The organism is Amycolatopsis sp. FU40, assembly GCF_021903635.1.
Lineage (GTDB): Bacteria > Actinomycetota > Actinomycetes > Mycobacteriales > Pseudonocardiaceae > Amycolatopsis > Amycolatopsis dendrobii.
Genome location: NZ_CP091381.1, coordinates 2,458,727 through 2,484,726 on the forward strand (window position 1 = coordinate 2,458,727; position 26,000 = coordinate 2,484,726).

Annotated in this window: 23 protein-coding genes and 2 pseudogenes; 15 read left to right on the top strand and 10 right to left on the bottom strand. The window is 71.7% G+C overall.

What is annotated here, in order from left to right; genetic code table 11:
• The first annotated feature begins 47 nt into the window (after window positions 1-47).
• The 5 genes from L3Q65_RS12235 to L3Q65_RS12255 are packed head-to-tail and all read left to right on the top strand — an operon-like array spanning window position 48 to window position 4,471.
• The gene (locus L3Q65_RS12235; protein WP_237599683.1) at window positions 48-1,172 is read left to right on the top strand and encodes a 4Fe-4S dicluster domain-containing protein; all 1,125 of its coding nucleotides are present in this window, start codon (window positions 48-50) and stop codon (window positions 1,170-1,172) included.
• Window positions 1,169-1,981 carry an FAD/NAD(P)-binding protein gene (locus L3Q65_RS12240; RefSeq protein ID WP_237599684.1) on the top strand — a complete coding sequence of 271 codons (813 nt, stop codon included), beginning with the start codon at window positions 1,169-1,171 and terminating at the stop codon, window positions 1,979-1,981. Before L3Q65_RS12235 ends, L3Q65_RS12240 begins: the two co-directional genes overlap by 4 nt.
• Complete coding sequence (locus L3Q65_RS12245; RefSeq protein ID WP_237599685.1) at window positions 1,981-2,739, top strand: oxidoreductase; 759 nt, start codon at window positions 1,981-1,983, stop codon at window positions 2,737-2,739. The genes L3Q65_RS12240 and L3Q65_RS12245 overlap by 1 nt, the downstream gene beginning before the upstream one ends.
• Entirely contained in the window at window positions 2,736-4,028 is a 1,293-nt protein-coding gene (locus tag L3Q65_RS12250) for a Ni/Fe hydrogenase subunit alpha (RefSeq protein WP_182889472.1), read from the top strand. Before L3Q65_RS12245 ends, L3Q65_RS12250 begins: the two co-directional genes overlap by 4 nt.
• Window positions 4,025-4,471, top strand: coding sequence for a hydrogenase maturation protease (locus tag L3Q65_RS12255; RefSeq protein ID WP_237599686.1), 447 nt, complete (start codon window positions 4,025-4,027; stop codon window positions 4,469-4,471). Before L3Q65_RS12250 ends, L3Q65_RS12255 begins: the two co-directional genes overlap by 4 nt.
• Window positions 4,472-4,490: 19 nt before the next feature.
• Here the strand turns inward: L3Q65_RS12255 and L3Q65_RS12260 are convergent, their stop codons facing one another.
• From L3Q65_RS12260 to L3Q65_RS12270, 3 genes are read right to left on the bottom strand one after another with little or no spacing between them, the layout of a single operon-like run.
• A complete protein-coding gene (locus tag L3Q65_RS12260; protein ID WP_182889470.1) occupies window positions 4,491-4,970 on the bottom strand; it encodes a universal stress protein in 480 nt (159 codons plus the stop codon).
• A gap of 28 nt (window positions 4,971-4,998) precedes the next feature.
• On the bottom strand, window positions 4,999-5,928 hold the full coding sequence (locus tag L3Q65_RS12265) for a DUF4931 domain-containing protein (protein ID WP_182889469.1): 930 nt from the start codon (window positions 5,926-5,928) through the stop codon (window positions 4,999-5,001).
• Entirely contained in the window at window positions 5,925-7,334 is a 1,410-nt protein-coding gene (locus L3Q65_RS12270) for a glycosyltransferase (RefSeq protein ID WP_182889468.1), read from the bottom strand. The genes L3Q65_RS12265 and L3Q65_RS12270 overlap by 4 nt, the downstream gene beginning before the upstream one ends.
• A gap of 205 nt (window positions 7,335-7,539) precedes the next feature.
• Between L3Q65_RS12270 and L3Q65_RS12275 the strand changes: the two genes are divergently transcribed.
• From L3Q65_RS12275 to L3Q65_RS12285, 3 genes are read left to right on the top strand one after another with little or no spacing between them, the layout of a single operon-like run.
• A complete protein-coding gene (locus L3Q65_RS12275) occupies window positions 7,540-8,877 on the top strand; it encodes a nicotinate phosphoribosyltransferase (protein WP_237599687.1) in 1,338 nt (445 codons plus the stop codon).
• Window positions 8,878-8,892: 15 nt separating this feature from the next.
• Window positions 8,893-9,408 (top strand): flavodoxin domain-containing protein, encoded by a 516-nt coding sequence (locus tag L3Q65_RS12280; protein ID WP_182889466.1) that lies wholly within the window; start codon window positions 8,893-8,895, stop codon window positions 9,406-9,408.
• Entirely contained in the window at window positions 9,405-11,183 is a 1,779-nt protein-coding gene (locus L3Q65_RS12285; protein WP_237599688.1) for a long-chain fatty acid--CoA ligase, read from the top strand. Before L3Q65_RS12280 ends, L3Q65_RS12285 begins: the two co-directional genes overlap by 4 nt.
• Before the next feature lie 9 nt (window positions 11,184-11,192).
• Here the strand turns inward: L3Q65_RS12285 and L3Q65_RS12290 are convergent, their stop codons facing one another.
• Window positions 11,193-11,816 carry a hypothetical protein gene (locus tag L3Q65_RS12290; protein WP_182889464.1) on the bottom strand — a complete coding sequence of 208 codons (624 nt, stop codon included), beginning with the start codon at window positions 11,814-11,816 and terminating at the stop codon, window positions 11,193-11,195.
• A 153-nt stretch (window positions 11,817-11,969) separates the two neighbouring features.
• On the opposite strand from L3Q65_RS12290, the pseudogene L3Q65_RS12295 reads away from it, so the two are divergent.
• A pseudogene (locus tag L3Q65_RS12295) lies at window positions 11,970-12,620 on the top strand (DUF4389 domain-containing protein); the annotation flags it as partial.
• Window positions 12,621-12,694: 74 nt separating this feature from the next.
• Window positions 12,695-14,026: pseudogene (locus tag L3Q65_RS12300) on the top strand (WS/DGAT domain-containing protein); the annotation flags it as partial.
• Here the strand turns inward: L3Q65_RS12300 and L3Q65_RS12305 are convergent.
• From L3Q65_RS12305 to L3Q65_RS12320, 4 genes are read right to left on the bottom strand one after another with little or no spacing between them, the layout of a single operon-like run.
• The gene (locus L3Q65_RS12305; RefSeq protein ID WP_237599689.1) at window positions 14,005-15,444 is read right to left on the bottom strand and encodes a wax ester/triacylglycerol synthase family O-acyltransferase; all 1,440 of its coding nucleotides are present in this window, start codon (window positions 15,442-15,444) and stop codon (window positions 14,005-14,007) included. The pseudogene L3Q65_RS12300 and the gene L3Q65_RS12305 overlap by 22 nt on opposite strands.
• Window positions 15,445-15,460: 16 nt before the next feature.
• A complete protein-coding gene (locus L3Q65_RS12310; protein ID WP_237599690.1) occupies window positions 15,461-16,153 on the bottom strand; it encodes a hypothetical protein in 693 nt (230 codons plus the stop codon).
• 13 nt (window positions 16,154-16,166) lie between these two features.
• Window positions 16,167-16,400: an SHOCT domain-containing protein gene (locus L3Q65_RS12315; protein ID WP_237599691.1), complete on the bottom strand. Its 234-nt coding sequence runs from the start codon at window positions 16,398-16,400 to the stop codon at window positions 16,167-16,169.
• Between the two features lie 15 nt (window positions 16,401-16,415).
• Window positions 16,416-17,423, bottom strand: coding sequence for an NAD(P)H nitroreductase (locus L3Q65_RS12320; RefSeq protein WP_237599692.1), 1,008 nt, complete (start codon window positions 17,421-17,423; stop codon window positions 16,416-16,418).
• A gap of 232 nt (window positions 17,424-17,655) precedes the next feature.
• Between L3Q65_RS12320 and L3Q65_RS12325 the strand changes: the two genes are divergently transcribed.
• From L3Q65_RS12325 to L3Q65_RS12340, 4 genes are read left to right on the top strand one after another with little or no spacing between them, the layout of a single operon-like run.
• Complete coding sequence (locus tag L3Q65_RS12325) at window positions 17,656-19,065, top strand: amino acid permease (protein WP_237599693.1); 1,410 nt, start codon at window positions 17,656-17,658, stop codon at window positions 19,063-19,065.
• Between the two features lie 28 nt (window positions 19,066-19,093).
• A complete protein-coding gene (locus L3Q65_RS12330) occupies window positions 19,094-20,308 on the top strand; it encodes an arginine deiminase (RefSeq protein WP_237599694.1) in 1,215 nt (404 codons plus the stop codon).
• Between the two features lie 34 nt (window positions 20,309-20,342).
• Window positions 20,343-21,338: an ornithine carbamoyltransferase gene (gene argF / locus L3Q65_RS12335; RefSeq protein ID WP_182889457.1), complete on the top strand. Its 996-nt coding sequence runs from the start codon at window positions 20,343-20,345 to the stop codon at window positions 21,336-21,338.
• The gene (locus L3Q65_RS12340; protein ID WP_182889456.1) at window positions 21,335-22,252 is read left to right on the top strand and encodes a carbamate kinase; all 918 of its coding nucleotides are present in this window, start codon (window positions 21,335-21,337) and stop codon (window positions 22,250-22,252) included. Before argF ends, L3Q65_RS12340 begins: the two co-directional genes overlap by 4 nt.
• On the opposite strand, the gene L3Q65_RS12345 is transcribed toward L3Q65_RS12340, so the two are convergent.
• Entirely contained in the window at window positions 22,245-22,988 is a 744-nt protein-coding gene (locus L3Q65_RS12345; RefSeq protein WP_182889455.1) for a CPBP family intramembrane glutamic endopeptidase, read from the bottom strand. The two genes, L3Q65_RS12340 and L3Q65_RS12345, sit on opposite strands and share 8 nt — an antisense overlap.
• 31 nt (window positions 22,989-23,019) lie before the next feature.
• Between L3Q65_RS12345 and L3Q65_RS12350 the strand changes: the two genes are divergently transcribed.
• Window positions 23,020-24,114 carry an acyltransferase gene (locus L3Q65_RS12350; RefSeq protein ID WP_182889454.1) on the top strand — a complete coding sequence of 365 codons (1,095 nt, stop codon included), beginning with the start codon at window positions 23,020-23,022 and terminating at the stop codon, window positions 24,112-24,114.
• Window positions 24,115-24,179: 65 nt separating this feature from the next.
• Here the strand turns inward: L3Q65_RS12350 and L3Q65_RS12355 are convergent, their stop codons facing one another.
• Complete coding sequence (locus tag L3Q65_RS12355) at window positions 24,180-25,655, bottom strand: multicopper oxidase family protein (RefSeq protein WP_237599695.1); 1,476 nt, start codon at window positions 25,653-25,655, stop codon at window positions 24,180-24,182.
• Window positions 25,656-26,000: the final 345 nt, after the last annotated feature.

Below are 26,000 nucleotides of genomic sequence, written 5' to 3' on the forward strand. Positions count from 1 at the left end.
ACCTTCGGCTCTAGGCCGCGTTCGCGCCGTCCCGGTTCAGTGGCGGGGTGGAAGCTGAACACGCAACGGCGGGCGGCGCGGCGACCATCGGCTTGGCCGGACTGGACGAGCTGGTGGGCGCGTTGCTCGCGGACGGGTACCGGGTGATCGGCCCGACCGTGCGCGACGACGCGATCGTGCTGGCGGAACTGGACTGCGCCGCGCAGCTGCCCCGGGGCTGGGGCGTCACGACCGGACCCGGCCAGTACCGATTGCACCGCCGCGACGACGGTGCGGCATTCGCCCATTCGGCCGGTCCGCAAGCGTGGAAACGCTATCTGCATCCGCCGCGACGCAAGCTTTTCGAAGCCGCTCCGGACGGCCGGTTCACTGTGGACGAGCCCGAGCACGTCCGTTACGCGTTCCTCGGCGTGCGCGGCTGCGATCTGGCCGCGATCGCCATTCTCGACCGGGTGCTCGGCGCGGGAGCGCATCCGGACGGCGCGTACCGGCGGCGCAGGAGCGAACTGTTCCTGATCGCGGTGAACTGCACCGAACCGGGCGGGGTGTGCTTCTGCGCGTCGATGGGAACCGGGCCCGCGGCGGGTCCCGGCTATGACCTCGCGCTCACGGAGCGCACCGGCGACGGCGAGCAGCGTTTCGTGATCGAATCCGGCAGCCCGGCAGGCGAGCGGCTGCTGGACCGGATCCGCACGCGCCCGGCTTCGCCGTCGGAAGTCGGCGAGGCCCGGGCTGCGGTGGCCGCGGCGGCGGGCCGGATGGGCCGGGCGATGCCGGACGCTGATCTGCCCGCGGCGATCCGGGACGGCCGGGAATCCCCGCAGTGGGAGGAAGTCGCCAACCGGTGTCTCACCTGCGCGAACTGCACGATGGTGTGTCCGACGTGCTTCTGCACCACCACCGAGGACCACACCGACCTCTCCGGCGGGCTCGCCGGGCGCAGCCAGCGCTGGGCGTCCTGCTTCGAACTCGACTTCTCCTACGTGCACGGCGGCAGCGTCCGGACGTCCGGGGCGAGCCGGTACCGGCAATGGTTCAGCCACAAGCTCGGCACCTGGCACGAGCAGTTCGGGTCCTCCGGCTGCGTCGGCTGCGGCCGGTGCATCGCGTGGTGCCCGGCCGGGATCGACATCACCGAGGAAGCGGCGAAGCTGACCGGAGCGGGCGGATGACGGCGGAGCCGATGCTTCCGGTGCCGTACCGGGTGTCCGGCCGGGTCGTGGAGACCGCGGACTCGGTCACGCTGCGCTTGGAGCCAGTGCACGAGCCGGTCGGCGAGGCGAAGCTCGGACAGTTCATGATGCTCTACGCCCACGGAGTCGGCGAGGTGGCGATCTCGGTCAGCGGACCGGGCCCGGCGCACACGATCCGCGCGGTCGGCGCGGTCAGCCGGGCGCTGCACGACCTGGTGCCGGGGTGCGTCGTGGGCGTGCGCGGCCCGTACGGCACCAGTTGGGACGTCGAGGACGCGGCGGGGTGCGACGTCGTGATCGTCGCGGGCGGTGCGGGGCTGTGCCCGTTGCGGCCGGTGCTCGCCGCGGTGCTGGAGGACCGCGACCGCTACCGGCGGCTCGTCGTGGTGGCGGGCGCGCGCGCCCCGGAGGAGTTCCTGTTCCCGCACGAGCTGGATTCCTGGACGCGGCGGCACGACGTCGAGGTGATCCGCACCGTCGACCGTCCGGCCGCGGGCTGGTCCGGCCCGGTCGGCTTCGTGACCAAGCCGCTCGCGGCGCTGGCGCTCGATCCGTTGGCCACCAGGGCGTTCCTGTGCGGCCCGGAGCCGATGATGCGTGCGTGCGCGGAAGTGCTGCGGAAGAAACAGATGCCCGCGTCCGCGATCCGGGTCTCGCTCGAACGGGCGATGAAGTGCGGGATCGGGCTCTGCGGGCACTGCCAGCTCGGACCGCTGCTGGTCTGCCGCGACGGCCCGGTCGTCGACTACACGGTCGCGGGCCCGCTGCTCGCGGTGAAGGAGCTGTGATGCCCGCCCCGACGCTCGCGGTCTGGAAGTTCGCCTCCTGCGACGGCTGTCAGCTGACCTTGCTCGATTGCGAGGACGAACTTCTCGCACTGTCCAAGCAGGTGCGGATCGCGCATTTCCTCGAGGCGTCCAGCACCGTGCTTCCCGGACCCTACGACCTGTCGCTGGTCGAAGGATCCGTGACCACGCCGGGAGATCTGGAGCGGATTCAGCACGTGCGGGCGGTCTCGAAAACCCTCGTGACGATCGGGGCGTGTGCCACGGCGGGCGGCGTGCAAGCGTTGCGGAACTTCGCCGACGTCGGGGAGTTCGCGTCCATTGTGTACGCGAACCCGCAGTACGTCGAAACCCTCGCGACCTCGACCCCGATCTCGGCGCACGTGCCGGTGGACTACGAGCTGCACGGCTGTCCGATCGACCGCGGGCAGCTGCTCGGCACGATCACCGCGCTGCTGGCCGGGCGGGAACCCGACTTGCCGGACACGAGTGTCTGCACCGAATGCAAACGGCGCGGGCTCACCTGCGTGCTCGTCGCGGGCGGCTCGCCGTGCCTCGGCCCGGTCACCCGGGCCGGCTGCGGCGCGCTGTGCCCGGGTGTCCGGCGCGGCTGCTTCGGCTGTTTCGGTCCGATGGCGAAACCCAACACACCGGTGCTCATCCCGCTGCTGCGTTCGCGGGGGATGAGCGAGGACGCCGTGGACCGCGTGTTCAGCACCTTCACCGTCGCGGAGACGCGACGCGAACCGGGGGAGAAATGAGTCATCGCAGCAGACAGCTTCAGGTCAGCTCGCTCGCCCGCGTCGAAGGGGAGGGCGCGCTGCGGGTGCGGATCGCGGACGGCCGGGTGGAGCGCGCGGAGCTGAACATCTACGAGCCGCCGCGGTTTTTCGAGGCGTTCCTGCGCGGCCGCGCGCACACCGAACCGCCGGACATCACCGCGCGGATCTGCGGAATCTGCCCGGTGGCGTACCAGACCAGCGCGTGCAACGCGATCGAGGACGCCTGCCGGGTCGCGCTCGACCAGCCGCTCGCCGAAATGCGCAGGCTGCTCTACTGCGGCGAGTGGATCTCCAGCCACACCCTGCACATCTACCTCCTGCACGCCCCGGACTTCCTCGGGCTGCCGGACGCGATCGCCCTCGCGAGCAGCCACCGGGACCTCGTCGAACGGGGCCTCGCGCTGAAGAAGGCCGGGAACACGCTGATGGAGACCGTCGGCGGGCGCGCGATCCACCCGGTCAACGTCCGGGTCGGCGGGTTCTACTCGCTGCCGACGCGAGCCGGACTGCGGCCGCTGGCCGAAACGTTGCGGCGCGCCCTCGACGACGCGATCGCCACCGTGCGGTGGGCGGCCGGCTTCGAGTTCCCCGACCTCGAACTCGACCACGACCTGCTCGCCGCGGCGGAGCCGGGAAGGTACGCGATCGCCGGCGGAGAGCTGCGGACCGCGTCCGGGCTGACCTTCCCGCCCAGCGAATTTCCCGCGCACGTAGTGGAAAAGCAGGTCCCGCATTCCACTGCCCTGCACGCGGAACTCGACGGGCGCTGCTACCTGACCGGTCCGCTCGCTCGCTACACCCTGAACTCCGGCCAGCTCTCCGAGACCGCTCGCCAAGTCGCCGCCGAAGCCGGGCTGGGCTCGGCATGCCGCAACCCGTTCCGCAGCATTCTCGTGCGCGGCGTCGAAGTCGTGTACGCGGTCGAGGAAGCGCTGCGGATCCTGGACGACTACGAACGGCCGGCCCGGGCATACGTCGACGTGCCGCCGCGCGAAGGCATCGGCCACGGCGTCAGCGAAGCACCGAGAGGCACGCTTTACCATCGCTACGAACTCGATGCGGCCGGATTGATCCGAACCGCCGACATCGTCCCGCCGACCTCGCAGAACCAGGCCGCGATCGAATCGGATCTGCGGCGTGTCCTCGACGAACGCCTCGACTCCGACGACGCCGCGCTGACCGCGCTGGCCGAGCGCACGATCCGGAATTACGACCCGTGCATCTCGTGCTCGGCGCACTTCCTCGAGTTCACCAGGGAAGACGGATGAACCGGGCGGTCGTGATCGGCGTCGGCAACGAATACCGGCGCGACGACGGCGTGGCGCTCGCGGTGCTCACCGCCCTCGAAGAGGATCCGATCCCGGACGTCCCGCTCGTTCTCTGCGACGGCGAGCCCGCGGGCCTGCTCGCCGCCTGGACCGACGCGGACACCGCGGTCGTGGTCGACGCCGTGCTGTGCGAGCCGAGTACCCCGGGCCGGATCTGGAATTCCACTGTGGACCGCTGGCCGCACACCGTCACCGCGGGCGGGTCGCACGCACTCGGCATCCCGGACGCGGTGCGGCTCGGCGCGGCGCTCGGGCGGATGCCGGGGAAACTGGTCGTCTACGCGGTCGAGGCGGCGGACCTGGGGCTGGGCACCGGGCTGACGCCGGCGGTCCGCGCCGCCGTCCCCGAGATGGTGCGGACCGTGCGGCGCCTGCTGAGCTGACCCTCCCCGAAGCCGCGGTTCAGCTTCCGGTGACCTCCGAGATCTTCCGCCCGAGCCGGCTTTCCGGAGCCAGGGCGCGAGGCGGCACGACGGCGACCGGACAGGACGCGCGGCGCAGGCACGCGGTGCTCACCGACCCGGTGAGAGCTTGCCGGACCATGCCCTTGCCATGGCTGCCGACGACGAGCAGCGCCGCATTGCGGGCACGATCGATGAGCATGCTCGCCGCGTCGCCTTCCGGTGCCGAACACCGCACTGTCACAGCCGGGTCCTTGACAGTCTCCGCGACGAACGCCTCCAGCTCGGCCAGATGCGCGGCGCTGGCTTCGTCGACGTTCCGCCCGATCGAAAGGTCGTCCAGCAGCGGATCGTGCAGCCACGCGGACACGACCCGCAGTTCCGCCCCGCTCGCCGCGGCGGCCGCCGCGGCCCAGAGCAACGCGCCGACGCTCGCGCTGGATCCGTCCACGCCGACCACGACGAACCGCGGTGTCTTCATCGTCGTTCCTCCTTCGCTCGAGGCTGGTTCAGGACACCAGGCTGGGCGCGATCCGCGCGCGGAGCCTGGCCGCCGCCGTCTCCGGAGCCACGGTGACGACCGGGATCCCGGTGGCGAGTTCGAGGCCCGCGGCGATCTCGAGCCGGGGCACCAGCCGCACCGACCACGAGGCGAACGGCGCGTCCTCGTATCCGGTGGGGGCGGTGTGGACCACGAGGTTGTAGGCGGGGTCGGAAAGCTCGGCGCGCAGCGCGGCGAGCACGGCACGCAGACTCCGGGCGAGCGCCTCGACGGTCGAGCGCGGGGCGGCGGCGAAATCGGCGGCGGACGTCCGCGGCATGAACCACACCTCGTAGCTCGCGGTTCCGGCGAACGGGCTGAGCGCGACGATCTCCTCGTCGGAGCAGACGATCCGGCTGCCGGTGCTCAACTCGACGGTGAGCATGTCCTCGGCGAGACTGCGCCCGGTCAGCGCGTGGTGCTCGCGGGCGATCTCCAGGTTCCGGCGCGCCGGTTCGGAGAGCACCGGCAGACCGGCGATCTGGGAATGGGGGTGGGCCAGGGAGATCCCGGCCGCGGGGCCGTGGTTGCGGAACACCGCGATCTGCGCGGCTCCGGAGCGGAATTCGCGATGCCGGTGCTGCCAGGCGGACAGCACCGCGGCCGCCTCGGCGACTGTCGCGGTCGAAAGATCCCAGTCGTGGTGCGGTGACTCGATGACGATCTCGTGCCGGTCGCTCAGCGCGTACCGGTTCGGCACGGCGCGGACGAGCCAGCCGTCGCCGTCCGGCAGCCGCCAGGTTTCCGGCGGGGTGTCCTCTCCGGGCCCCGGGCAGAACGGACAGCCCTCGCGGCCGCTCACGTGCGGCCGGTCCTTCCTGCCGGGCGCCAGGATCGACCATGCTTGCGATGCGCTGTTCCAGCGGAGCTGCCCGCCGTGCCATCGACGGGTGGTCATGATCGTCCTTTCCCGGCCGTCGCGAGAAAATCGTCCCGGCATCCGGCCGAGCAGAACCGGTGCCGGGCGCCGTCGCGATCGGCGGTGAACGACGCGTCGTCCGGCACGAGCGACAATCCGCAGACCGGATCGCGGTCGCCGTGGCGGGTCATCAGCGCGCCGGGCGGGTCGCCGTGCGCGAGGCCGTCCAGCAAGGTCAGCTCGTCGAGCACGAGCCGCGGAAGAAGGAAATGCCTGCGGACGCGCTGATGCCCGGACGCGCCGAGGGCCGCCGCGCGGGCGTGATCGGCGAGCAGCGCCGACAGTTCCCGGGCACACTCCTCCGTCGAGCCGACGAGGACGCCGCCGCTGCCGTCGGCGACCTGGAGGGGGATGCCGCCCGCGCGTCCGGCCACCACCGGCGTGTTCTTCCACAGCGCCTCGGACACCACCAGGCCGAACCCCTCGCGGACCGACTTCTGCACCATCGCTTTCGAGGTCCGCTGGAAGGCGTTGACCTCGACGTTGCCCACGCCGGTCAGATTGGTGAAGACGTGCACCTCCGGATCGGCCCGGCTCGCGTCGCTGATGGCGCGGTAGACGTCCCAGGCTTCGGGGTCGTCCAGCGCCATCGACCCGACGAGGGCGAGCTGGAGCCCGGGGACCTCGTCGCGCACCAGCCGGTAGGCCTCGAGCACGCCGAGCGGGTCCTTCCACGGATCGAACCGGGAGACCTGGGTGATGAGCGGCCGGGCCGGGTCGATGCCGATCCAGTTGAGCACGGCGTGCGCGGTCCGGTCGTCCAGCGACAGGTTCTTCGGGCTGAGCGGATCGATGGCGGGCGGGATGACGTCGACGCGGTCGGCGGCCAGCGACCGGGGGACGAACGCGGCGAGGGTGAACACGGTCGCGTCGTAGCCGTCGACGAACTTGGCCGCGTAGTCCCACGCTTCCGGCTGGGGCTGGGAGGTGTCGATGTGGCACCGCCACACCCATTTCGCCTTCGCCTTGTCCGCGAAGGACAAAACGGCGGCGGGCTGGGGGTCGTGCACGAACACGAAGTCCCAGTCGCGGAAACTCTCCTCGGCCGCGTTGCGCCGCGCGGTCTCCTCGTAGACGGCGCGTTCGGCGAGGGTGAGCGGGACAGTCGCGCCCTGCAGCGCGTTGTGCAGTTTCTTGGTGGCCGCGAAGAACGCGGGCGCGCCGCTGACGATCTTCCACGTGGCGTGCACTCCGAGGTCCCGGTACAGCGGGATCGCGGAGCGGAGCAGTTCCGACACGCCGCCGCCGTACGGGGTCGCGCTGAGGTGCAGCACCCTGGCTCCGCGCAGTCGCTCGGCGACCGTGCCGAGCGCGTCGAGGATCCAGTCCGGGGCGACCGTGCGGTAGGCCGATACCGCCAGTTCGCCGACGTCCACGGTCTGCATGCCAGGAGCCTCTCGTCGGATTGCGCCCAGCCAACGCGACGGAGGCGGGGCACGGAAGGGGCCAAAGACCCCGGGTCAGGGGACTGAGGGACGAGCGCGCGGATCCGGGACCGTCGTCGTGCGGGCGAGGGACTTGCGGCTCTCCCGCGTTTCGTTCTCGCCGCCGCATCCTGAGCGGGGATCGACCGGAAGGGGCGGGACCGCGATGAACGCGCTGCGCACGGACCTCTACGAGATCAGGATGGCGGTCAGCTACCTGCGGCGGGGGATGACCGGCCCGGCCGCGTTCAGCCTCTTCGCCCGAAACCTTCCGCCCGAGCGCGGATTCCTCGTCGCGGCCGGCCTCGACGAGGCGCTCGCCGAACTGCACGGCTTCCGGTTCGAGCCCGAGGAACTCGGCTACCTGCGCGAGAGTGTCCGTCTGCCCGCCGCCGACGTCGAGGCCTTGTCCCAGTTGCGGTTCACCGGTGACGTGCGCGCGGTGCCGGAAGGACGGGTCGTGTTCGCGGGCGAGCCGCTGCTGGAAGTGACCGCGCCGTTGCCGGAAGCCCAGCTCGTGGAAACCGTGCTGCTGAACACGATCACGTTCACGACCGCCATCGCCACGAAGGCGGCCCGGTGCCGGCTGGCCGCGCCGGACGCGGAGCTGATCGACTTCTCCGCCCGGCGTACGCACGGCGCCAGCGCCGCGCTCGCATCGGCCCGGCTGACCGCTCTCGCGGGTTTCCGCGGCACCAGCAACGTCGAAGGCGCGTTCCGGCACGGTCTGCGCGCCGCCGGAACGATGGCGCATTCGTATGTGCAGGCGTTCCCCAGCGAACTCGACGCGTTTCGCGCGTTCGCGGAGGATTTCCCGGCCGCACCGGTGTTTCTGGTCGACACCGTCGACCCCGTGCGCGGGATCGCGCACGCGATCGAGGTCGCGGGCGAACTCGGCCTGGCTCCCGCGAGCGTGGGAATCCGGCTGGACTCGGACGATCTGCTGGCGCAGTCCAGGACCGCGCGCCGGATGCTCGACGACGCCGGGCTCGCGGCCGCGCGGATCATGGCCAGCGGCGGGCTCGACGAATACGAACTCGAGCGGCTGACGGCTGCCGGGGCGCCGATCGACGCGTACGGCGTCGGCACCGCGGTGGGCGTCTCGGCCGACGCGCCGGCGCTGGACACCGCGTACAAGCTGGTCGAATACGCCGGTCGGCCGGTCATGAAACTTTCGGCGGGAAAACGGACGTTGCCCGGTGCGAAACAGGTGTACCGGTTTCGCACCGGCGGTCCGGACGTGCTCGCCCTGGCCAGGGAATCCCGCCCCGGCGGCGAAGCTCTTCTGGTTCCGGTCATGCTGCACGGCCGCCGGGTCGGCAGCCAGGATCTGACCAGGGCCCGGGCCAGGCTCGCGCGCGACCTCGCGTGGCTGCCGCAGTCGGCGCGCCTGCTGCGCCGCCCGGTCCCGGTCGAGGTCCGGTGCTCGGCGGCGCTGTCGTGTCTTGCCGGCGAGGTCGCGGCCCGGATGCCGATCCGGCGCCAGCCCGCACTGATTCGATGAGGAAAGGGGTCCGCGATGCGCGCGATCGTCGTGTACGAGTCCATGTTCGGCACTACCGAGGAAGTCGCCAGGGCCGTCGCCGACGGACTGGACTGCGCGGACCTGTTCCCGGTGGACGGAGCGCCGCGGAAACTCGACGGCTACGACCTGCTGGTGGTCGGGGCTCCGACGCACGCGCACGGGCTGAGCCGCCGGTCGACGCGCAAGGCGGCGGCCGCGCAGAGCACGGAGGGCACGCGCACCCGCGAGCCCGGGATGCGGGAATGGCTCGGCGGGTTCGGCGTCCTGCCCCCGGCGATGGACACCGCGGTGTTCGACACCCGGCTCGGCAAACCGCGCTGGCTGACCGGTTCGGCCGCGCACTCCGCGGCGAAACTCCTGCGCGGCCTCGGCCATCCGCCCGCGGCGCCGGAGGCGAGTTTCGTGGTCGAGGTCGAGGGAGACGAGACGAAACTGGCCTCCGGAGAAGCCGAACGCGCCCGAGCGTGGGGCGCCGGGCTCCGGTCTCGCCGGCAGCCGATTCCGGAATGACCGCGCCGGGCGAGCCGGAACCCGCCGGCCTGTCGATCGGGGACTCTGCGGCGATCACGGACGATCTCGCGGAGCTGACGGCGCGGGAACCGGGGCGCGTCTTGTTCTGCCGCGAGACCGGGGAGGGCTGGACCGGCGTCACCGCTGCCGAGTTCTCCGCCGAGGTGCGCGCATTGGCTCTCGGGCTCGTCGCGGCCGGGGTCCGGCCGGGCGACCGCGTCGCCCTGATGGCGGCGACGAGCTACGAGTGGACGCTCTGCGACTACGCGATCTGGACCGCGGGCGCGGTCTCGGTTCCGGTCTACGACACCGCTTCCGGGGACCAGGCCGATCGTATTCTCCGCGATTCCGGTGCGGTGGCGGCTTTCGCCCTCGGGGACAAGTGCGCGCAGGTGATGTCCGGGGCGGGCCGGGTCTGGCGGATGGACGGCGAGGACTTGGCCGTCCTCCGCGCCGGCGGCGCGTCCGTCGATCCGGCGGTGCTGCCGGCCCGCCGGGAGACGATCGTCGCGGACGACCCCGCGACGATCGTGTACACCTCAGGCACCACGGGCAGGCCGAAGGGCTGCGTGCTCACCCACCGGAACTTGCTCGCCGAGGTGCACGGCACGCTCACCGCGCCCGGGATCAGCGAAGCGGTGCTGACCCCGGGCAGCTCGGTCCTGCTGTTCCTGCCCCTGGCGCACATCCTGACCAGAGTCGTCCTGCTCGCCGCCGTGCGCGCCGGAGCCCGGACGGGACACCTCGGCGACCTGGCGCGTCTGCCGGACGCGCTGGGCTCGTTCCGGCCGACCGCGGTCGCCGCCGTTCCCCGGTTCTTCGAAAAGCTCCGCGACACCGCCGAGCGGGAAGCCGGCCACGGATTCGCGGGCCGCGTTTTCCGGGCCGCCGAGCGGACCGCCGTGTCCTGGAGCGAAGCGGAACGGCCCGGGCCGGTGCTGTCGGTGCGCCGGTTCTTCTTCGACCTGCTGGTCTTCCGGCGGCTGCGCGCGGCGCTCGGCGGACGGGTGGAGTACGCGGTGAGCGGAGGCGCGCCTCTCGCGCCGAGGCTGGCGCACTTCCTGCGCGGCGCCGGGATCCGGATTCTCGAAGGCTACGGGCTCACCGAAACCACCGCCGGGGTCACGCTCAACGTCCCTGGCGCGCAACGGATCGGCACCGTGGGTCAGCCGATCCCGGGCGCCGAGGTGCGGATCGCCGCCGACGGCGAGATTCTGGTGCGCGGGCCCGCGGTGTTCGCCCGGTACTGGCGGGCCGAGGCGGAGACCGCCGAGGCCTTCGACGCCGGCGGGTGGTTCCGCACCGGCGACCTCGGCTCGGTCCAGGACGGGTTCCTCACCGTCTCCGGCCGCAAAAAGGACCTGCTCGTCACCGCGAACGGCAAGAACATCGCGGCGGCCTGGTTCGAGGACACGCTCCGGGCGCACTGGCTGATCGACCAGTGCGTGGTGACCGGGGACCGGCTGCCGTTCGTCGGCGCGCTGCTGGCGCTCGACACCGCGGCGTTCGCCGAGTGGAAGCTCGACCGGGCGAAACCGCCCGAAGCGACCGTCGCCGACCTGCGAGACGACGGAGACCTTCTCGCGGTGCTCCAGGAAGCCGTCGACGACGTGAACGCGACGGTGTCGCACGCGGAGGCGATCAAGCGCTTCCGCGTGCTCGCCGCGGAGTTCGAGGTCGGCGACGAACTGACTCCGACGCTCAAGGTCCGGCGTTCGCGGGTGCTGGAGAAGTACGCGGACGAGGTGGCCGCGCTCTACGCCGCGCGGCGGTGAGCGCGGCGGTCAGCCGTCCTCGCGGCGGTAGGCGTCGAGCGCGCGCCGGCGGGCGTCCTGGGCGATCGTGCGCAGCAGGGCGGCATGAACGACCAGCGCGAACGGCGAGGCCACCCGCCAGTAACGGCGGAATTTCAGCCAGCTCGGCGGGTCGGACAGCAGCACGCGGGTGTCGAGCGTGAGCAGGCTCCGGTGGGCGCCGTAGGGCCGGACGCCGAACGTGATGACGAGTTTTCCGTAGCCTGGCTCGGAAAACGCGGCGAAGTCGTCCGGCTCGACCCGCCGCCAGGCGATGACCGGCCGCCAGAACTTTCCCGCCACGCCGAGCGCGAACTCGCTGCCGGGATGTTCGCCGAGCAGCGCCCAGTCCGTGCCCGCGTCGAGGTCGTCGAGGGTGAGCCGGGTGGGGCGGCGCGGCGGCCCCGCGCGGCGGGACTGCCATCGAGCGGGCAGCTCGCGAAGCCAGCCGGCGGCGGTCGCGAGCCCGCTGTGGATCTCGGTGAGGTCGATCGCGCGCGCCGCGGCGTAGGTCTGCTCGACCGGCGCGTCGACGATCGCGTGCCGGACGAGCGAGAAGTGCGGCTTCGGGATGAACCGGTCGCCGAGCAGTTCGCGGGTTTCTTGTGTGGTCATGGGATCTCCCGGGCGACGATGGAATGTCCAGCATCGGTCGTCGTCCTGGTGCGGCGACAGGGCGGCCGGGAGTGTCCCGGAGCCGATTTCGTCACCGGGGCGGGGGACTTCCTGCCCTGGCCGGCGGCGGGTGCTCCCCGGGACCGTTGGCTGATGAGCATCGAGGAAGCCACCGCGCCGGTCCGGGTCGAGGCGGAGCTGGACGATTCGCTCTCGCGCTGGCTGTGGCTCGTCAAATGGCTGCTGCTGGCGCCGCACTGGATCGTGCTCGCGCTGTTGTGGCTCGGGTATCCGGTGGTGTGGCTGTGCGCGTTCTTCGCGATCCTGGCGACCGGCCGTTATCCGCGTCCGTTGTTCGCGTTCATCGCCGGGGTGCTGCGCTGGAGCTGGCGGGTGCACTACTACGGCTACGCCGCGCTGGGCACCGACCGTTACCCGCCGTTCACCCTCGCCGACGTTCCGGATTATCCGGCGCGGCTCGAAATCGCTTATCCGGAAAGGCTTTCCCGCGGGCTGGCGCTCGTGAAGTGGTGGCTGCTGGCGCTGCCGCACCTGGTCGTCGTCGCCGTGTTCGCGGGCGGCGGCTGGTCGCCGACGCGTTCGGACGCGGGGTGGGGCGGCGGCCTGATCGCCGTCTTGGTGCTGATCGCCGCGATCGTGCTGCTGTGCACCGGCCGGTATCCGCGCCCGGTGTTCGATTTCGTGCTCGGCATGGACCGCTGGGCGCTGCGCGTCGCCGCCTACGTCTCGCTGCTCACCGACGAGTATCCGCCGTTCCGCCTCGACCAGGGCGGGCGGGAACCGTGAGCGGCCTGCCCGCACCGCGGATCGCCGCGCAGGACGCGTTGTGGCTGCGGCTGGACCGGCCAGAGAACCGGATGGTCGTCACGTCGGTGCTCTGGACGGCCACGCCGGTCGATCCGGACCGGCTGCGCTCGGTCGTCGCGGACCGGCTGCTCGCCCGCTATCCGGTCTACCTGCGGCGCCCGGCGGGCCCGCGATGGGAGACCGATCCTGACTTCGACCTGGACCGGCACCTGCGGATCGGCACGGTGCCGAGGCCCGGAACCCAGGCACAGCTGCAGGAATTCGCGGCCGCCCGGCGCGGCGGCGCGTTCGACCCGGATCATCCATTGTGGACGGTGGACCTGCTGCAAGGGTACGGCTCGGGCGGCGCGGTGGTCGTGTGCACGCACCATTCGATGGCCGACGGGATCCGCCTGACCCAGGTGCTGTTCAGCCTGCTGGACCCGGACTCCGGTACCGGCGGGCCGCCCGCGCGCGTCGGGGGAGCCGCACCTCGCCGCCCGTCTTCGGACCGTCCGGTCGCGCGGGCCGGAGCGTCGGTCGTCCGCTCGCTCGACGACCTGGGCGCGGCGGTGCGGCGAGCGGCGGCGAAAGCCGGGCCGGTGGCCGAGAGCCTCGTCGCGGTCCCGGTGCACGCGACGACCGCGGCAGCCGGAATCACGGCGGCGGCAACGGGTTTCGGCGCGAGCCTGGTGGGCGGCGGCCCCCGGCGGGCGCTGGAGCGGGCCGCGTCGGCGGTGACCTCGCTGCGGCACAGCGCGGCCGGGCTGGCCGCACTGGCGCTCGCGCCGGAAGCCTCGCCGGAGTGGGACGGGCAGCCAGGGCCGGACAAGACCGCCGCCTGGGGCGATCCGGTCCCGCTCGCCGGACTGGCGGACCTCGGCCATGCCACCGGAACCACCGTCAACGACGTGTGCCTCGCGCTGGTCGCCGGTGCGTTCGACCGGTACCTGGACCGGCCCGGGGAGGACCGGGAGCGAACCGGCCTGCCGTGGCTCGTCCCGGTCAGCCTCACCGCGTTCGACGCGGAGCTGCCCGACCGGCTCGGCAACCATTTCTCGCTGGTGTTCGCCCGGTTGCCGCGAGGGCTGGGCACGTTCGCCGAACGGCTCGCCGAGACCCACCGCCTCCTCGCGCGGATCCGGGACTCCTACGAGCCAGTGGTGAACTACGGGCTGCAGCACCTCGTCGCCCGCGCGCCGGGCCCGGTCTCCGGGCTGCTGAGCGATTTCCTCTCGGCGAAAGCGGTCGGCGTGCTGACGAACGTGCCCGGTCCCCGCGAAACGCGGACGCTGGCCGGTGCGCGGGTCGAGGGAATCGTGGGCTGGGCGCCGTGTTCCGGAAAACAGGCGATCACGGTCTGTGTCTTCAGCTACGCCGGTCAGGTGCGCTTCGGATTCGGCACGGACCGGCGGCTGTTGCCCGAGCCCGGCGAGCTCGTGGCCGCGCTCGACGAGGAAGTCGCCGCGGCTTTGAGCGCGGCGAGACCGGACACGACGGAGTCCGCGAGCACCCGGGCCTCCGGTGCCAGGCCCGCGTCGGCGGTCACCCCGACGAAGACGCGGTCGCCGTAGGTCAGCAGCGCGACGCCGGTCCGGACGCGAAGGGCGATCGGGACGTAGGGGTAGAGCTCCAGGACTTCGCGGCCCGCCACAGTCAGCGGCCCGGCCGGGCCGGGAACGTTCGTGGTCACGGTGACGACGTTGTGCTGGGGGAGCCGAAGCACCGCCCGCAGCGCCCACGCGGCCGGAGCGAACGGTCCGCGCGAAGCCGCCGCGGTGACGAACTTGCCCGCGGTGGCCTCCTTGCCGGTCTTGCAGGCCAGCAGTCGCCGGTGCACCCGGATCAAACGCTGGACCGGATCGGGCTGGTCCACCGGCAGCAGCGGAAGCAGAAGGGAAACGTCGTTGCCGATCGCGCGGTCGCCGGCAGCGCGCACCGAGACCGGTACCAGGCTCCGCACGCTGTCCGGCGCGGTCTCTTCGCCGCGGCGCACGAGGATCTCGCGGAATCCGCCGGTGATCGCGGCCAGGAGCACATCGTTGTGGGTGACGCCGAAAGCGTCCGCGACGACAGCCACGTCCGCAAGCGGAACCCAGGAGGCGGCGTAGCCGCGCGGCCCGCTGATCGGTCCGGTGAGCGACGACGGCGCGACCGGCATCAGCGCCTCGGCGAGCGTGGCGAGGCCGTGTGCGACATCGGTGGTGCGCTGCGCGAGCGCGCGCGGATGCCAGAGACTGCCCGCGATCGCGCGGAGCTGCTTGAACGGGCCGGTGACCACATCGCCGAGCGACGACTTCAGCAGCCGCAGAGCGCCCGGATCCGGTTGCGGGGCGGGGGCGGCGGGCGGCGGGGTTTCGGTGAACAGCAGCTGGTGCAGCTGGGCCGCGGAGATCCCGTCGGCGAGGCAATGGTGCACTTTGGCAAGCAGCGCCCAGCGCCCGTCCGGCAGCCCCTCGAGAATCCAGAACTGCCACAGCGGACGGTCGCGGTCCAGCCGTTCGGCCATCAGGAGCGCGACGAGTTCGCACAGGGCGGCGTCGTCGTGCGGGGCCGGCACCGAAAGCCGCCGCAGATGCGCGGCCGGATCGAAGGAATCGTCGTCGACCCACACCGGGGCGCCGAGATCCAGCGGCACCCGGCGGACTTTCTGCCGGTACCGGGGAACCTTGGCCAGCCCGGCGGTCACCGCGGCGGCGAATTCCTCCTGGCCGGGCGCGGGTCCGCTGGCGATCGCGAGGGAGGCGATCGCCAGCGACGCGTGCGGGTCCTCGTCCTCGATCGCCAGGAAAGCCGCGTCGAGTGGGCTCAGCCGCTCCACGGCGGCCTCCTTCGGTTCAGTGGGCGAGGTCGAGGGCGATCCGCTCGACGTGGTTCACCGCGTCCGGCAGGGCGAGGACGCGGAACGGCAGCTTGGCTCGGGTCCCGACGGCGAAGGTGCACTGGCCTTGGAAGAACCCGGCGAACCGCACTGCCCGCAACGACGGCCAGCTCGCGAGCCGCGCGGAGGGATAGAGGTAGTCGCCGGTGGCGGCGAGGACCCGGCCCGGTTGATGGCCGCTGGTGTCCGCGCCCTGTTCCGGGGCCCGGATCACGACCTGCAGCACCGCACCGCCCGGCACCGGCAGCGGCCGGCCGGACGGATCCGCGGTCACGAGCGGGACGTACCGCACCGAGTACCCGGCCGCCGCCGTCCCGTTGATCGTGAACACGACCCGGTCGTAGCAGTCGTGCCGCCCGACGCGGACCAGGTAGAGCGCGTCGGTGCTCGAACCGGCGGCTTCCTTGGCGCCCGTGCCCCAGTTCGCCGACGGACAGCCCGGCGGCGCAGGGGGAGCGTCGGTGCGCGGCGGGGGAGGCGAGGCCGGCGGCGTCGTGGGCGGAGCGGCCGGGCTCTGCGACGTCGCCGGCGCCGAGGTGGCGGTCGGCGCGGCTGCGGAGGAAGAGCCGGGCGCGCCGCTGTTCTGGCTGCACGCGGACAGGACCGCGAGCGCGGCCGCGGCGGCAATCGCGTGGGCGGTTCGGCGCATCGCGGTCCTCCGGTCAGTGCCGGAGCGCTTCGCGGCGGCGGTCGTACTCGTCCTGGTCGATCTCGCCGCGCGCGAACCGCTGCCGCAAAATGGCGGTGGCGGGGTCGGCCTCGTGGCCGAGCCCGGCCGGGCGGCGGACGAGCAGCGCGGTGACCACGCCGATCGCGGCGAGCAGCGCGACTGCCACGATGCTCATCACGACCGGGCCGACCCATTCGGCGGCGCTTCCGTAGTGCCAGTACATCATTCTTCTCTCCTCGGCTCAGGACCGCTGACGGGTGTCGGCGGCTTCGAGCGGCTGCAGCACTTCGTCGATCTCCCGCCGGGGAGTCGCTGGCAGCGGGTCGGCGTTGGCCGGCGCCCAGCCGACGCGCAGGACCATCTGCGGGAACGCGCCCGAGGTGACCTTATCCTCGACGGTGCGCCGGACGTCCGGCAATTCGAGCGGCTCGGTCAGCGGGCAGCTGGCGAGGCCGAAACGGGTCGCGGTGAGCAGCGCGGCGCTCGTCGCTTCCCCCGCGCGCAGCCGCGACATCCGGTCGTCGGACGCGGTGCTCAGCACGAGCAGCACCGTCTCGTCATCTTCGCCGGCCGCGCCGGCGGCTTCGGGCAGTTCCGGGTTCGGGAACTGACGGCCGGGCAACGCACCGGGAGTCTCGTCCGGCAGGGGGGTGTTGCGGGACGGGACGCCGTCCGGGGAGGCGTGCCGTCCGCTCCACGCGGCGAGTTCGATCCGGTAGGCGGGATCGTGGCGATGCCGCAGCGACGCTTCCTCGATCGCGGTGGCCAGGTAGTACCGCTCGGCGTCTTCGGCGACGCGCAGGACGACGCCTTCGTCCGCCACTGCCTGGGCGATCGCTTCGAGATGCCCTCGCGGAACGCGCCAGGAACTGTGCCGGCGGCGGTCGGTGCGGCGGCGGGGGATCGCGGCGGCGAGCGCGACCTCGTCGAGAGTGGGCTCGTGCCGATGGAGCTCGATCGAGGCGAGATGCCCCGGTTCGGCCGGATTGGGCAGCCGCCGCACCTCGGTGCGCCAGCCGAGCGCTGCGAAGGCGATCCGCGCGTGGTGCAGCGCGGCCCCGCAGCTGATCATCAGGTCCCGCCCGTCCGGATCGGTCTGGGTGAGCTGCCGCGACGGATCGGCGTAGAGGTGCAGGGACCGGTGCCCGACCGCGAACCGCCACGGCTGGGAGTTGTGCACCGACGGCGCACGGACGGCCATCCCGACCGCGGTCGTGACGGTGTAGTCGTCGGGAAGTCCGCGTTCCATGACCGACCTGCCTTGTCGTCTCGTCCGGTGATGCGTCGACAGTGGCAGCCGCGGCGGGATGCGGAGCAGGGCCGGAATTCCCCGGGTGCGGGGACTTTCGCCGGTCGTCGCCCGCCGTGGCGGCGCGGGTGACCTTCGCGGTCCCGCACGGGCCGAAAGACCTCTGCCGCCGCTGGGCGCCCGGGAGGTTGCATGGCGACCGATCGGGGGCGGTTTCGGCGACAGGAGTGAAATGTCCAAAGCACACGAAGCGGACCGGGAAACCCCGGCCGCGTCCCGGATCCGGGCGCTGGGCCTGACCTCGGCGACCGGGCTGGTAGCGGGCAGCGTGATCGGCACCGGGGTCTTCACCATGCCCGCCGTGCTGGCCGGCGCGGGAACCAGTTCGCTGCTGGTGCTCGGCGTCGTCGCGGCCGGCGCCGCCGTGCTGGCGGTCCTTTTCGGACAGTTGACGAAGCGGGCTCCGGATTCCGACGGCGGGCTCTACGCCTACGCCCGGCGGGAATTCGGCGATTTCGCGGGCTATCTGGTCGGCTGGTGCTACTGGGTTTCGGCGTGGGCGGGCAATGCCGCGATCGTCGCGTCGTGGGTGCTCTACGTCGAAGCGCTCTTCGGCATCGAACACCCCTCGGTGTGGGCGGACCTCGGCATCGCGCTGGCCGGGCTGTGGATCCCGGCCGCGGTCAACCTCGCAGGCGTGCGGCAGATGGCGTGGTTCCAGAACACCACCGTGGTGCTGAAGTTCCTGCCGCTGCTGTTCGTGGGCGTGGTGGGCTGGTTCTTCGTCTCGAAGGCCAATTTCGGTGCGTTCAACGCGTCCGGCGGAAGCCTTTACACCGCGATCGGGATCGCCGCGGGCGTCGCGCTGTTCGCGTTCATCGGGGTCGAAGTCGCGGCGGTGACGGCGAAACGGGTGCGCGAGCCGGGGCGCAACGTCGGCCGGGCCTCGGTGCTGGGCACCGCCGCCAGCGCGGTGGTGTACCTGGCGGTGTCCGCGGCGGTGATGGGACTCGTCCCGCACGACGTCCTCGTCTCGAGCGGAACTCCGTTCGTGCCCGCGTTCGAGGCGATCCTGCCCGGCGGCGGCTGGGCCGGGAAGCTGGTCGCCGCGCTTGCCGTCGTGTCGGGAATCGGCGCGCTGAACGGCTGGACGTTGGTGACGACAGAGGTGTCGCGCGCCGCGGCGGCGGACGGGCTGTTCCCGCGGGCGTTCGCCTGGGCCGACCGCAAGGACACCGCGTGGTTCGGCATCGTGCTCGCGGCGCTGCTGCCCTCGCTGCTGATGGTGTGGCGCTACACCTCGGGCACCGGGCTGGCGGTCTTTTCCTTCCTGGTGAACCTGGCCGTCGTCACGGTCGCCATCCCGTACGTCTTCTCCGCCTGCGCCCAGCTGGCGTACCTGGTGTCGCGGAGGCGCCGGGTGCACGGCTTGCTGCTGGTCCGCGACCTCGGCATCACCGCCGCCGCCGTGCTCTTCTCGCTGTGGGTGACCTTCGCCGCCGGCTACGCCGCGGTGTACGAGGCGATGCTCGTCCTGCTGGCGGGCCTGGTCCTGCACGCGCTGCTCAAGGGCCGTGCCGCGGCGGGCAGGCAAAAGGCGGCTGCCGAGGAGACCGGCGACCGATGGCCACGCGCGGCTTGACCGCCGCCGTCCCGACGAAAGGCACCGCATGAACTTCGCTGTCGCGTCCGAAACCGGCAGGCTCCGGCAAGTGATCCTGCACCGCCCGGGTCCGGAACTGGCCCGGCTGACCCCGCGAAACATTCACGAACTGCTCTTCGACGACGTCATGTGGGCGAGAAAGGCGAAGGAGGAACACGACGTCTTCGCCGAGGCGCTGCGCGAGCAAGGCGTACGGGTGCACTACTTCGACCGGCTGCTCGCCGAAACCCTCGACGACCCGGACGGCCGCGCGTTCGTGCTCGACCGGGTCTGCACCCCGCGGACCGTCGGCCCGGCGCTGGCTCCGACGCTGCGAAAGCTGTTCGACGACCTCGACAGCCCGAGCCTCGCCGAGTCGCTGATCGGCGGCGTCCTGAAGGCCGACCTGCACCCGCTGCGCACCAGCAGCCTGAAATGGCACATGCTGCGGGCCGACGACTTCCTGCTGCCGCCGCTGCCGAACCACCTGTTCCCGCGCGACACCTCCTGCTGGATCTACGGCGGCGTCTCGATCAACCCGATGGCGAAACCCGCGAGGCAGCGGGAAACCCTGCACGCGCGGGCGATCTACCGCTACCACCCGATGTTCGCCGGAGCCGGATTCCGCACGTATTTCGACGGCGACGAGGACTGCTTCCCGGCGACCGTCGAGGGCGGCGACGTCCACGTCCTCGGCGGCGGCGCGGTCCTCGTCGGCATGGGGGAGCGGACGACGCCGATGGCGGTCGAACTGCTTGCCCGGGAGCTGTTCGGCAGCGGCCAGGCGAACACCGTGCTCGCGGTCGAACTGCCCCGGTCGCACGCGACGATGCACCTGGACACGCTGATGACCATGGTCGACAGGGCCACGTTCGTGCTCTGCCCGTACTTCGACCCGAAGCTGCGCTCGTGGACGGTGACTCCCGGTCCGGACGCTCTGGAGATCCAGCGGAACGACAGTCTGTGGGAGAGCCTCGGCCAAGCGCTCGGCGTCGAGCGGGTCACTGTGCTCTCCACCGACGAGGACGTCCGCGCCGCCGAGCGCGAACAGTGGGACGACGGCAACAACTACCTCGCCGTCGCGCCGGGCGTAGTCATCGGCTACGACCGCAACGTCGCCACGAACACCATGCTGCGCAAACACGGCGTCGAGGTGATCACCGTGCCCGGCGGCGAACTCGGCCGCGGCCGGGGCGGGCCGCGCTGCATGAGCTGCCCGATAGAACGCGACCCGGCCCGCTGAACGCCCGGACCGCCCGACCGAACAGGAGCTTCCGATGAATCTGCAGGGCCGCAACCTGCTCAAGGAAACCGACCTCACCGCCGCCGAGTTCCGTTCCCTCGTGGACCTCGCCGCCCGGCTGCGCCAGGAGAAACGATCAGGCGCGCCGGCGCGGCGGCTCGCCGGGCGCAACATCGCGCTGGTCTTCGAGAAGAGCTCGACGCGCACCCGGTCCGGATTCGAGGTCGCCGCCCACGACGAGGGCGCGCACATCACCTACCTAGGCCCGGAGGAATCGCACCTGGGCCACAAGGAATCCGTGAAGGACACCGCACGGGTGCTCGGCCGCGTGTTCGACGGCATCGAGTTCCGCGGCTCGTCCCAGGAGGCGGCCGAAACCCTCGGCGCGTACGCCGGGGTCCCGGTGTGGAACGGGCTCACCGACACCTGGCACCCGACGCAGATGCTCGCCGACATCCTCACCATGCGCGACCACGCGCCGGGCTCGCTCGACGACGTGTCGTACTGCTACCTCGGCGACGGGCGCAACAACGTCGCCAACTCCCTGCTCGTCACCGGTGCGCTGCTGGGTCTCGATGTCCGTGTTTGCGCGCCGGAGCCGTTGTGGCCGAGGGAAGAGATCCGGCGGATCGCTGCCGGGCTCGCGGGCGAGTCGGGCGCGAAACTGCTCGTGTCCGACGACGTCGCCGAGGCGGTGCGCGGAGCCGGCTTCCTGTACACCGACGTCTGGCTGTCGATGGGCGAACCGGAGGACGCCTGGGGCCCGCGGATCGAACAGCTGCTGCCGTACCAGGTCAACGCCAAGGTGCTCGCCGAGACGGGGAATCCGGCGGTGAAGTTCTTGCACTGCCTGCCCGCGCTGCACGGACGGGACACCGAAATCGGGAAGCGGCTCGGCGACCGGTACGGGCTCGACGCCCTCGAAGTCACCGACGAGGTTTTCGAATCGGCGGCGTCGGTCGTGTTCGACCAGGCGGAGAACCGGATGCACACCATCAAAGCCGTCATGGTCGCGACGGTGGGAGCATGAGGATCGTCGCCGCGCTCGGCGGCAACGCCCTGCTGGAACGCGGGGAACCGGCCGAGTCCGACATTCAGGAGCACCACGTCCTCGCCGCCGCCGAAGCGCTCGCCGCGGTGGCCCGCGAGCACGAACTCGTCCTGACCCACGGCAACGGCCCGCAGGTCGGGCTGCTGGCGCTGGAGAGCGAACGCGATCCGGCGCTGCGCAGGCCTTATCCGTTCGATGTGCTCGGCGCGCAGACCCAGGGGATGATCGGCTACTGGCTCGCGCAGGCACTGCAGAACGCCACCGGCCGCCCGGCGGCGGGGCTGGTGAGCCGCACGCTGGTGCGTGCCGACGATCCGGCTTTCGCTGTCCCGGCCAAGTTCGTGGGCCCGGTGTACGACCGCGCGACCGCCGAGCGGCTCGCCGCGGAACGGGGGTGGGAGGTCCGGCCGGACGGCGCGGCGTGGCGGCGGGTGGTGCCGTCGCCGGAACCGGTCGAGCTGATCGAGTTGCCCTTCGTGAAAGCCCTGATGGAATCGGGCGCGATCGTGGTGTGCGGGGGAGGCGGCGGGATCCCGGTGGCCGCCGCCTCCCCGGGGTTGCGGGGTGTCGAAGCGGTCGTCGACAAGGATCTGACCGCCGCGCTGATCGCGCGCGAGATCGGGGCCGACGCTCTGGTGCTGCTGACCGACGTCGAGGCGGTGCAGGACGATTACGGCACGCCGCGGGCACGGCCGATCCGGGACGTCGGCAGCCGCGAACTGCGGTCCCGGGATTTCCCCGCCGGTTCGATGGGGCCGAAGGTCGAGGCCGCCTGCCGGTTCGTGGAGAACGGCGGGAAGTTCGCCGCGATCGGCAGGCTGACCGCGGCGGCCGGACTGGTGGCGGGCACAGCGGGAACGATCGTCCGCGCGTGCGGCCCTGGCTTCAGCTGACGAGCGCCCAGGCCAGCACCAGCCCGCCGGAGTTGGTGGCCAGGTGCACCAGCATCGGGGCGAGCAGCCCTCGCCCGGTGTAGCGCCACCAGCACAGGAACACGCCCGCTCCGGCGGCAGCGGCCATCGCCAGCACCGAAACCATCGCGAGCGGCAGCCCGCCGACCGTCTGGTGCACGGCCGCGTTCTGGGTGAGTGCGAGCGACGGCAGCAGATGCCAGAGCCCGAACAGCGCGGACGCGCCGAGCACCGGCCACCATCGCCACCGCTCGCCTGCTCCGAGCAGCGCCGGAAGCACGCCGCGGAACGCGACCTCTTCGACGAGCACGGTGCCGAGCGGAATCCGCACCAGCGCGAGCCACATGAGCTGGCCGAAGCCCGGCGAACCGATCCGGCCGTCGTGGAACAGCACGCGCAACGACGGAATCGCGGCCGCGAGGCCGAACCCGAGCGCTACGGCCGCGAACCCGCCCAGCCCGAACCACAGCATCCGGCGCGCGTGCGCGCGGCCGAATCCGATCTCGGCCCAGCGGACCCCGGCGAAGCGAGCGAGGACCAGGAGCACGGCGGCGGTGACCGCGCCGCAGACGGGGTAGGCCCAGCCGGGCAGCACCCGGTTGGCCAGCACAGTCGCCGCCGCGAGCAGCAGGACGGCGGGAACCACAGTGAGAGCACGACGCCGGAGATCGGTGACTTCCGGCAGTTTCGGGACAACGGCGGAGACAGACATCGTCATTCCAGTGTGCCTGCCGAAAGGGACAATGGCGATGACGACCATGGAACGCGAACCGTATCTGGACTTTCTGCGTGCGGTCAGCCTGGTCGTGGTCGTGCTGTGGCACTGGGCGTTCACGATCCTGCACTGGACGCCGACCGGGCCGCAGCCCACGAATCCGCTCGCGTACTTCCGGGGCCTGTGGGTGCTCACCTGGTTCCTGCAGGTCCTGCCGGTGTTCTTCTACGTCGGCGGGTCGGTGCACCTCGCGTCGTGGGAGCGTGCCCGGGCCAGGGGCCAGTCACGGCGCTCGTACGTCTGGCTCCATGTGAAGGAACTGGTCGCGCCGGCCGGGATGCTGGTCCTTTTCTGGACCACAGCCGGGATCGTGCTGGCCGAGGCGTTCGGCGTACGGTGGATCGGCGGCGCGGTAATGCTGATTCTGAGCCCCCTGTGGTTCCTCGCGGTTTACGTCGGCCTGCTTCTGCTGCTGCCGCTCATGGCGTGGCTGCACGAGCGCTTCGACATCCTGGTCCTGGTGTGGCTCGCCGGGGCCGCCCTGCTGATCGACGTCCTGCGGCTGCGCTTCGGCTGGGACGCGGTGAGCTGGGTCAACGTCGCCGCGGTGTGGGGCTTGGCCTACCAGGCGGGTTTTTTCCATCGGCGCATCGTCGCGGCCTCGCGACACGTCGCCGGAACGCTGCTGTGGGCGGGCTTGTTCGCTCTCGCCGGACTGGTGCTGTCGGGCTTGTATCCCGGTTCGATGGTCGGAGTTCCGGGGGAGCGGATGTCGAACATGTCGCCGCCGACGTTCGTCATCGTCGCGCTGCTGGCCTTCCAGATCGGGCTGTGCGAGATGCTGCGCCCGGCCGTCGAGCGTGCTTTGGCCAAGCCACGCCGGCAGCGCGCGACCGCAGTCTTCACCCGATACGCGCTGCCGCTGTTTCTCTTTCACACCACGGGAATGGCCCTGGCCCGCGCAGTCGTGTACTTCGGCTTCGACCGGCACCTGGCCGACGACCGGGCGCCGGACTGGATCTGGTGGGCTGAGCGCCCGCTGGCGATTCTCGGTCCGCTGCTTTTCACCGTGCCGCTGATCGCCCTCTTCCGGCAGCGACATGCCGTGCACCAAGCGGCGCACGAGTAGGGCCGCGGCTTTCCGCGCCACTGGCTGCCCGACGTGGAGCGTGTCCGGGCGGCGCGGCGCCGGGATCAGGTGCAGTTGAACAGGGTCATGAAGCCGTAGTCCATGTGCAGTTGCTGGTGGCAGTGCAGCAGCGAGAGGCCCGGTTGGTCGGCGACGAAGTCGAGGTCGAGTTTCTGGTAGCCGCCGAGCATGACGACGTCCTTGAACAGCCCCGCGGTGGGAGTGCCGGCGACGGCGGCGACCTCGACGGTGTGCCGGTGCAGGTGCACGGGGTGCACGTCGTCGGTGGCATTGCGCAGCCGCAGCCGGTACCGCTTGCCGCGCTGGACCGGGATCACCGGCTGGTTGAGGGCCGTTGAGTAGGACTGGCCGTTGAGGGTCCAGGCGTTGAAGCCGCCGACGGCGGCGTTGCGCTTCTCCACCAGCAGGTCGATCGTCTGGTCCGGGGCCGCGGCGGCGGCTCCGGCGCGGGCGAAAGTCCGGTAGTCCCAGGTGAACGGGCCGGGTGCGGTCCACTGCGGGGGACCGGTGCGGCCGGCGTATTCGACGGCGATGCCCATCCCGGCGCCGCGGTCGCTGTCGGCCAGGTCGCCGAGGACCCACACTCCGGGACGGTTCATCTCCACCACCGCGGAGACGCGTTCCGCCGTGCCGATCCACAGCACCGGAACCCGCGCCGGGGCGGGCACCGGATTGCCGTCCAGCGCGACGACGCGGAAGACATGGCCGGGCAAGGCGAGGCTGCGGATCTCGGTGGCGCTGCCGTTGAGCACGTGCAGCAGCATTCGCTGCCCGGCCCGGACCTTGATCGGTTCGCCTTGGCCGAGCTTGCGGCCGTTGACGCTGAACGCGCCGTAGCCGACCTCGTAGCCGCGCGGCATCCCTCGGCCGAGCGAATCGGCCATCGCTTTCTCGCCCCGCTCCTTGAGTTCCGGATCGGGCGCACCGGCCAGGAAATCGGCGGCCATGTCCCCGGCGCGGCTGAACGTGGGCGCGAATTCCTTCAATACCAGGAAAACTCCCTGGTCGTAGGCGCCGGGATTGAGCTTCGGCTCGATGTAGACCGGTCCGACGAGCCCACCGTACTGGCCCTTCGCCAGATCGCTCCCGGCGATCAGATGGCTGTGGTAGAAACGGAATCCCGCCGGTCCGGGCGTGAACGAGACACGTCGCATGCCGTGCGCGGGAACGAACGGAGTGCCCTCCTCCGCGGATCCGTCGACGTCCGCGGGCACCTGCTGGCCGTGCCAGTGCACCTGCTCCGGGACGTCGGTGTCGTTGTGAACGTCCACCACCGCGGGGCGGTCCTCGGCGAACCGCAGCAACGGACCTGGGAACTGCCCGTTGTAGGTCGTGGTGGAGAAGATCGCGTCCGGAGCGAGTTCGACCAGTCCGCTGCCGATCCGCAGCGTATAGTCGGCTTTTCCTTCCGGCAGGGGCGCGGAGGGCGACGTGTCGCAGCCCGCGACCATGTCGCCTGCGCTGGCGGTGGCCGCGGCCCCCACGGTGATCTTCAACAGGTCACGGCGATTGATCGGCATCGAGCACACGCTCCCTTGGGTGAGCACGTCCAGCCGTCAGCGGAGAGACCCGAGGCCGCGATCTGTGCGGCACGGCCGCGAGTCTCAAGCATCGTACTCCGATGACGGCACCCGAAAATGGGCTCGAACACGGGAAACCGGGTACCCGGCCCGGGTGCCCACAGGGTCGGCGAACCTCGCCGGAGTCCGGTTCGGTCAAGGGTGGACGGTGCGTCCTGCTTTGCTGAGAGCAGGCATTCCGCGGCGGACAGGACGTTCGATGAAGGACTAACGCGGGCGGCGCCGACCGGCTGAGGGCCAGCGGGTGCGGTGCGCGGGCCGGGACGGACGAGTTCCGGCGGATCC

Bases quoted from the DNA above. Each gene is read 5' to 3' on its own strand.
- L3Q65_RS12240 (WP_237599684.1), top strand. From the start codon at position 1,169: ATGACGGCGGAGCCGATGCTTCCGGTGCCGTACCGGGTGTCCGGCCGG.
- L3Q65_RS12245 (WP_237599685.1), top strand. From the start codon at position 1,981: ATGCCCGCCCCGACGCTCGCGGTCTGGAAGTTCGCCTCCTGCGACGGC.
- L3Q65_RS12250 (WP_182889472.1), top strand. From the start codon at position 2,736: ATGAGTCATCGCAGCAGACAGCTTCAGGTCAGCTCGCTCGCCCGCGTC.
- L3Q65_RS12255 (WP_237599686.1), top strand. From the start codon at position 4,025: ATGAACCGGGCGGTCGTGATCGGCGTCGGCAACGAATACCGGCGCGAC.
- L3Q65_RS12260 (WP_182889470.1), bottom strand. From the start codon at position 4,970: ATGAAGACACCGCGGTTCGTCGTGGTCGGCGTGGACGGATCCAGCGCG.
- L3Q65_RS12265 (WP_182889469.1), bottom strand. From the start codon at position 5,928: ATGACCACCCGTCGATGGCACGGCGGGCAGCTCCGCTGGAACAGCGCA.
- L3Q65_RS12270 (WP_182889468.1), bottom strand. From the start codon at position 7,334: ATGCAGACCGTGGACGTCGGCGAACTGGCGGTATCGGCCTACCGCACG.
- L3Q65_RS12275 (WP_237599687.1), top strand. From the start codon at position 7,540: ATGAACGCGCTGCGCACGGACCTCTACGAGATCAGGATGGCGGTCAGC.
- L3Q65_RS12280 (WP_182889466.1), top strand. From the start codon at position 8,893: ATGCGCGCGATCGTCGTGTACGAGTCCATGTTCGGCACTACCGAGGAA.
- L3Q65_RS12285 (WP_237599688.1), top strand. From the start codon at position 9,405: ATGACCGCGCCGGGCGAGCCGGAACCCGCCGGCCTGTCGATCGGGGAC.
- L3Q65_RS12290 (WP_182889464.1), bottom strand. From the start codon at position 11,816: ATGACCACACAAGAAACCCGCGAACTGCTCGGCGACCGGTTCATCCCG.
- L3Q65_RS12310 (WP_237599690.1), bottom strand. From the start codon at position 16,153: ATGCGCCGAACCGCCCACGCGATTGCCGCCGCGGCCGCGCTCGCGGTC.
- L3Q65_RS12315 (WP_237599691.1), bottom strand. From the start codon at position 16,400: ATGATGTACTGGCACTACGGAAGCGCCGCCGAATGGGTCGGCCCGGTC.
- L3Q65_RS12320 (WP_237599692.1), bottom strand. From the start codon at position 17,423: ATGGAACGCGGACTTCCCGACGACTACACCGTCACGACCGCGGTCGGG.
- L3Q65_RS12325 (WP_237599693.1), top strand. From the start codon at position 17,656: ATGTCCAAAGCACACGAAGCGGACCGGGAAACCCCGGCCGCGTCCCGG.
- L3Q65_RS12330 (WP_237599694.1), top strand. From the start codon at position 19,094: ATGAACTTCGCTGTCGCGTCCGAAACCGGCAGGCTCCGGCAAGTGATC.
- argF (WP_182889457.1), top strand. From the start codon at position 20,343: ATGAATCTGCAGGGCCGCAACCTGCTCAAGGAAACCGACCTCACCGCC.
- L3Q65_RS12340 (WP_182889456.1), top strand. From the start codon at position 21,335: ATGAGGATCGTCGCCGCGCTCGGCGGCAACGCCCTGCTGGAACGCGGG.
- L3Q65_RS12345 (WP_182889455.1), bottom strand. From the start codon at position 22,988: ATGACGATGTCTGTCTCCGCCGTTGTCCCGAAACTGCCGGAAGTCACC.
- L3Q65_RS12350 (WP_182889454.1), top strand. From the start codon at position 23,020: ATGACGACCATGGAACGCGAACCGTATCTGGACTTTCTGCGTGCGGTC.
- L3Q65_RS12355 (WP_237599695.1), bottom strand. From the start codon at position 25,655: ATGCCGATCAATCGCCGTGACCTGTTGAAGATCACCGTGGGGGCCGCG.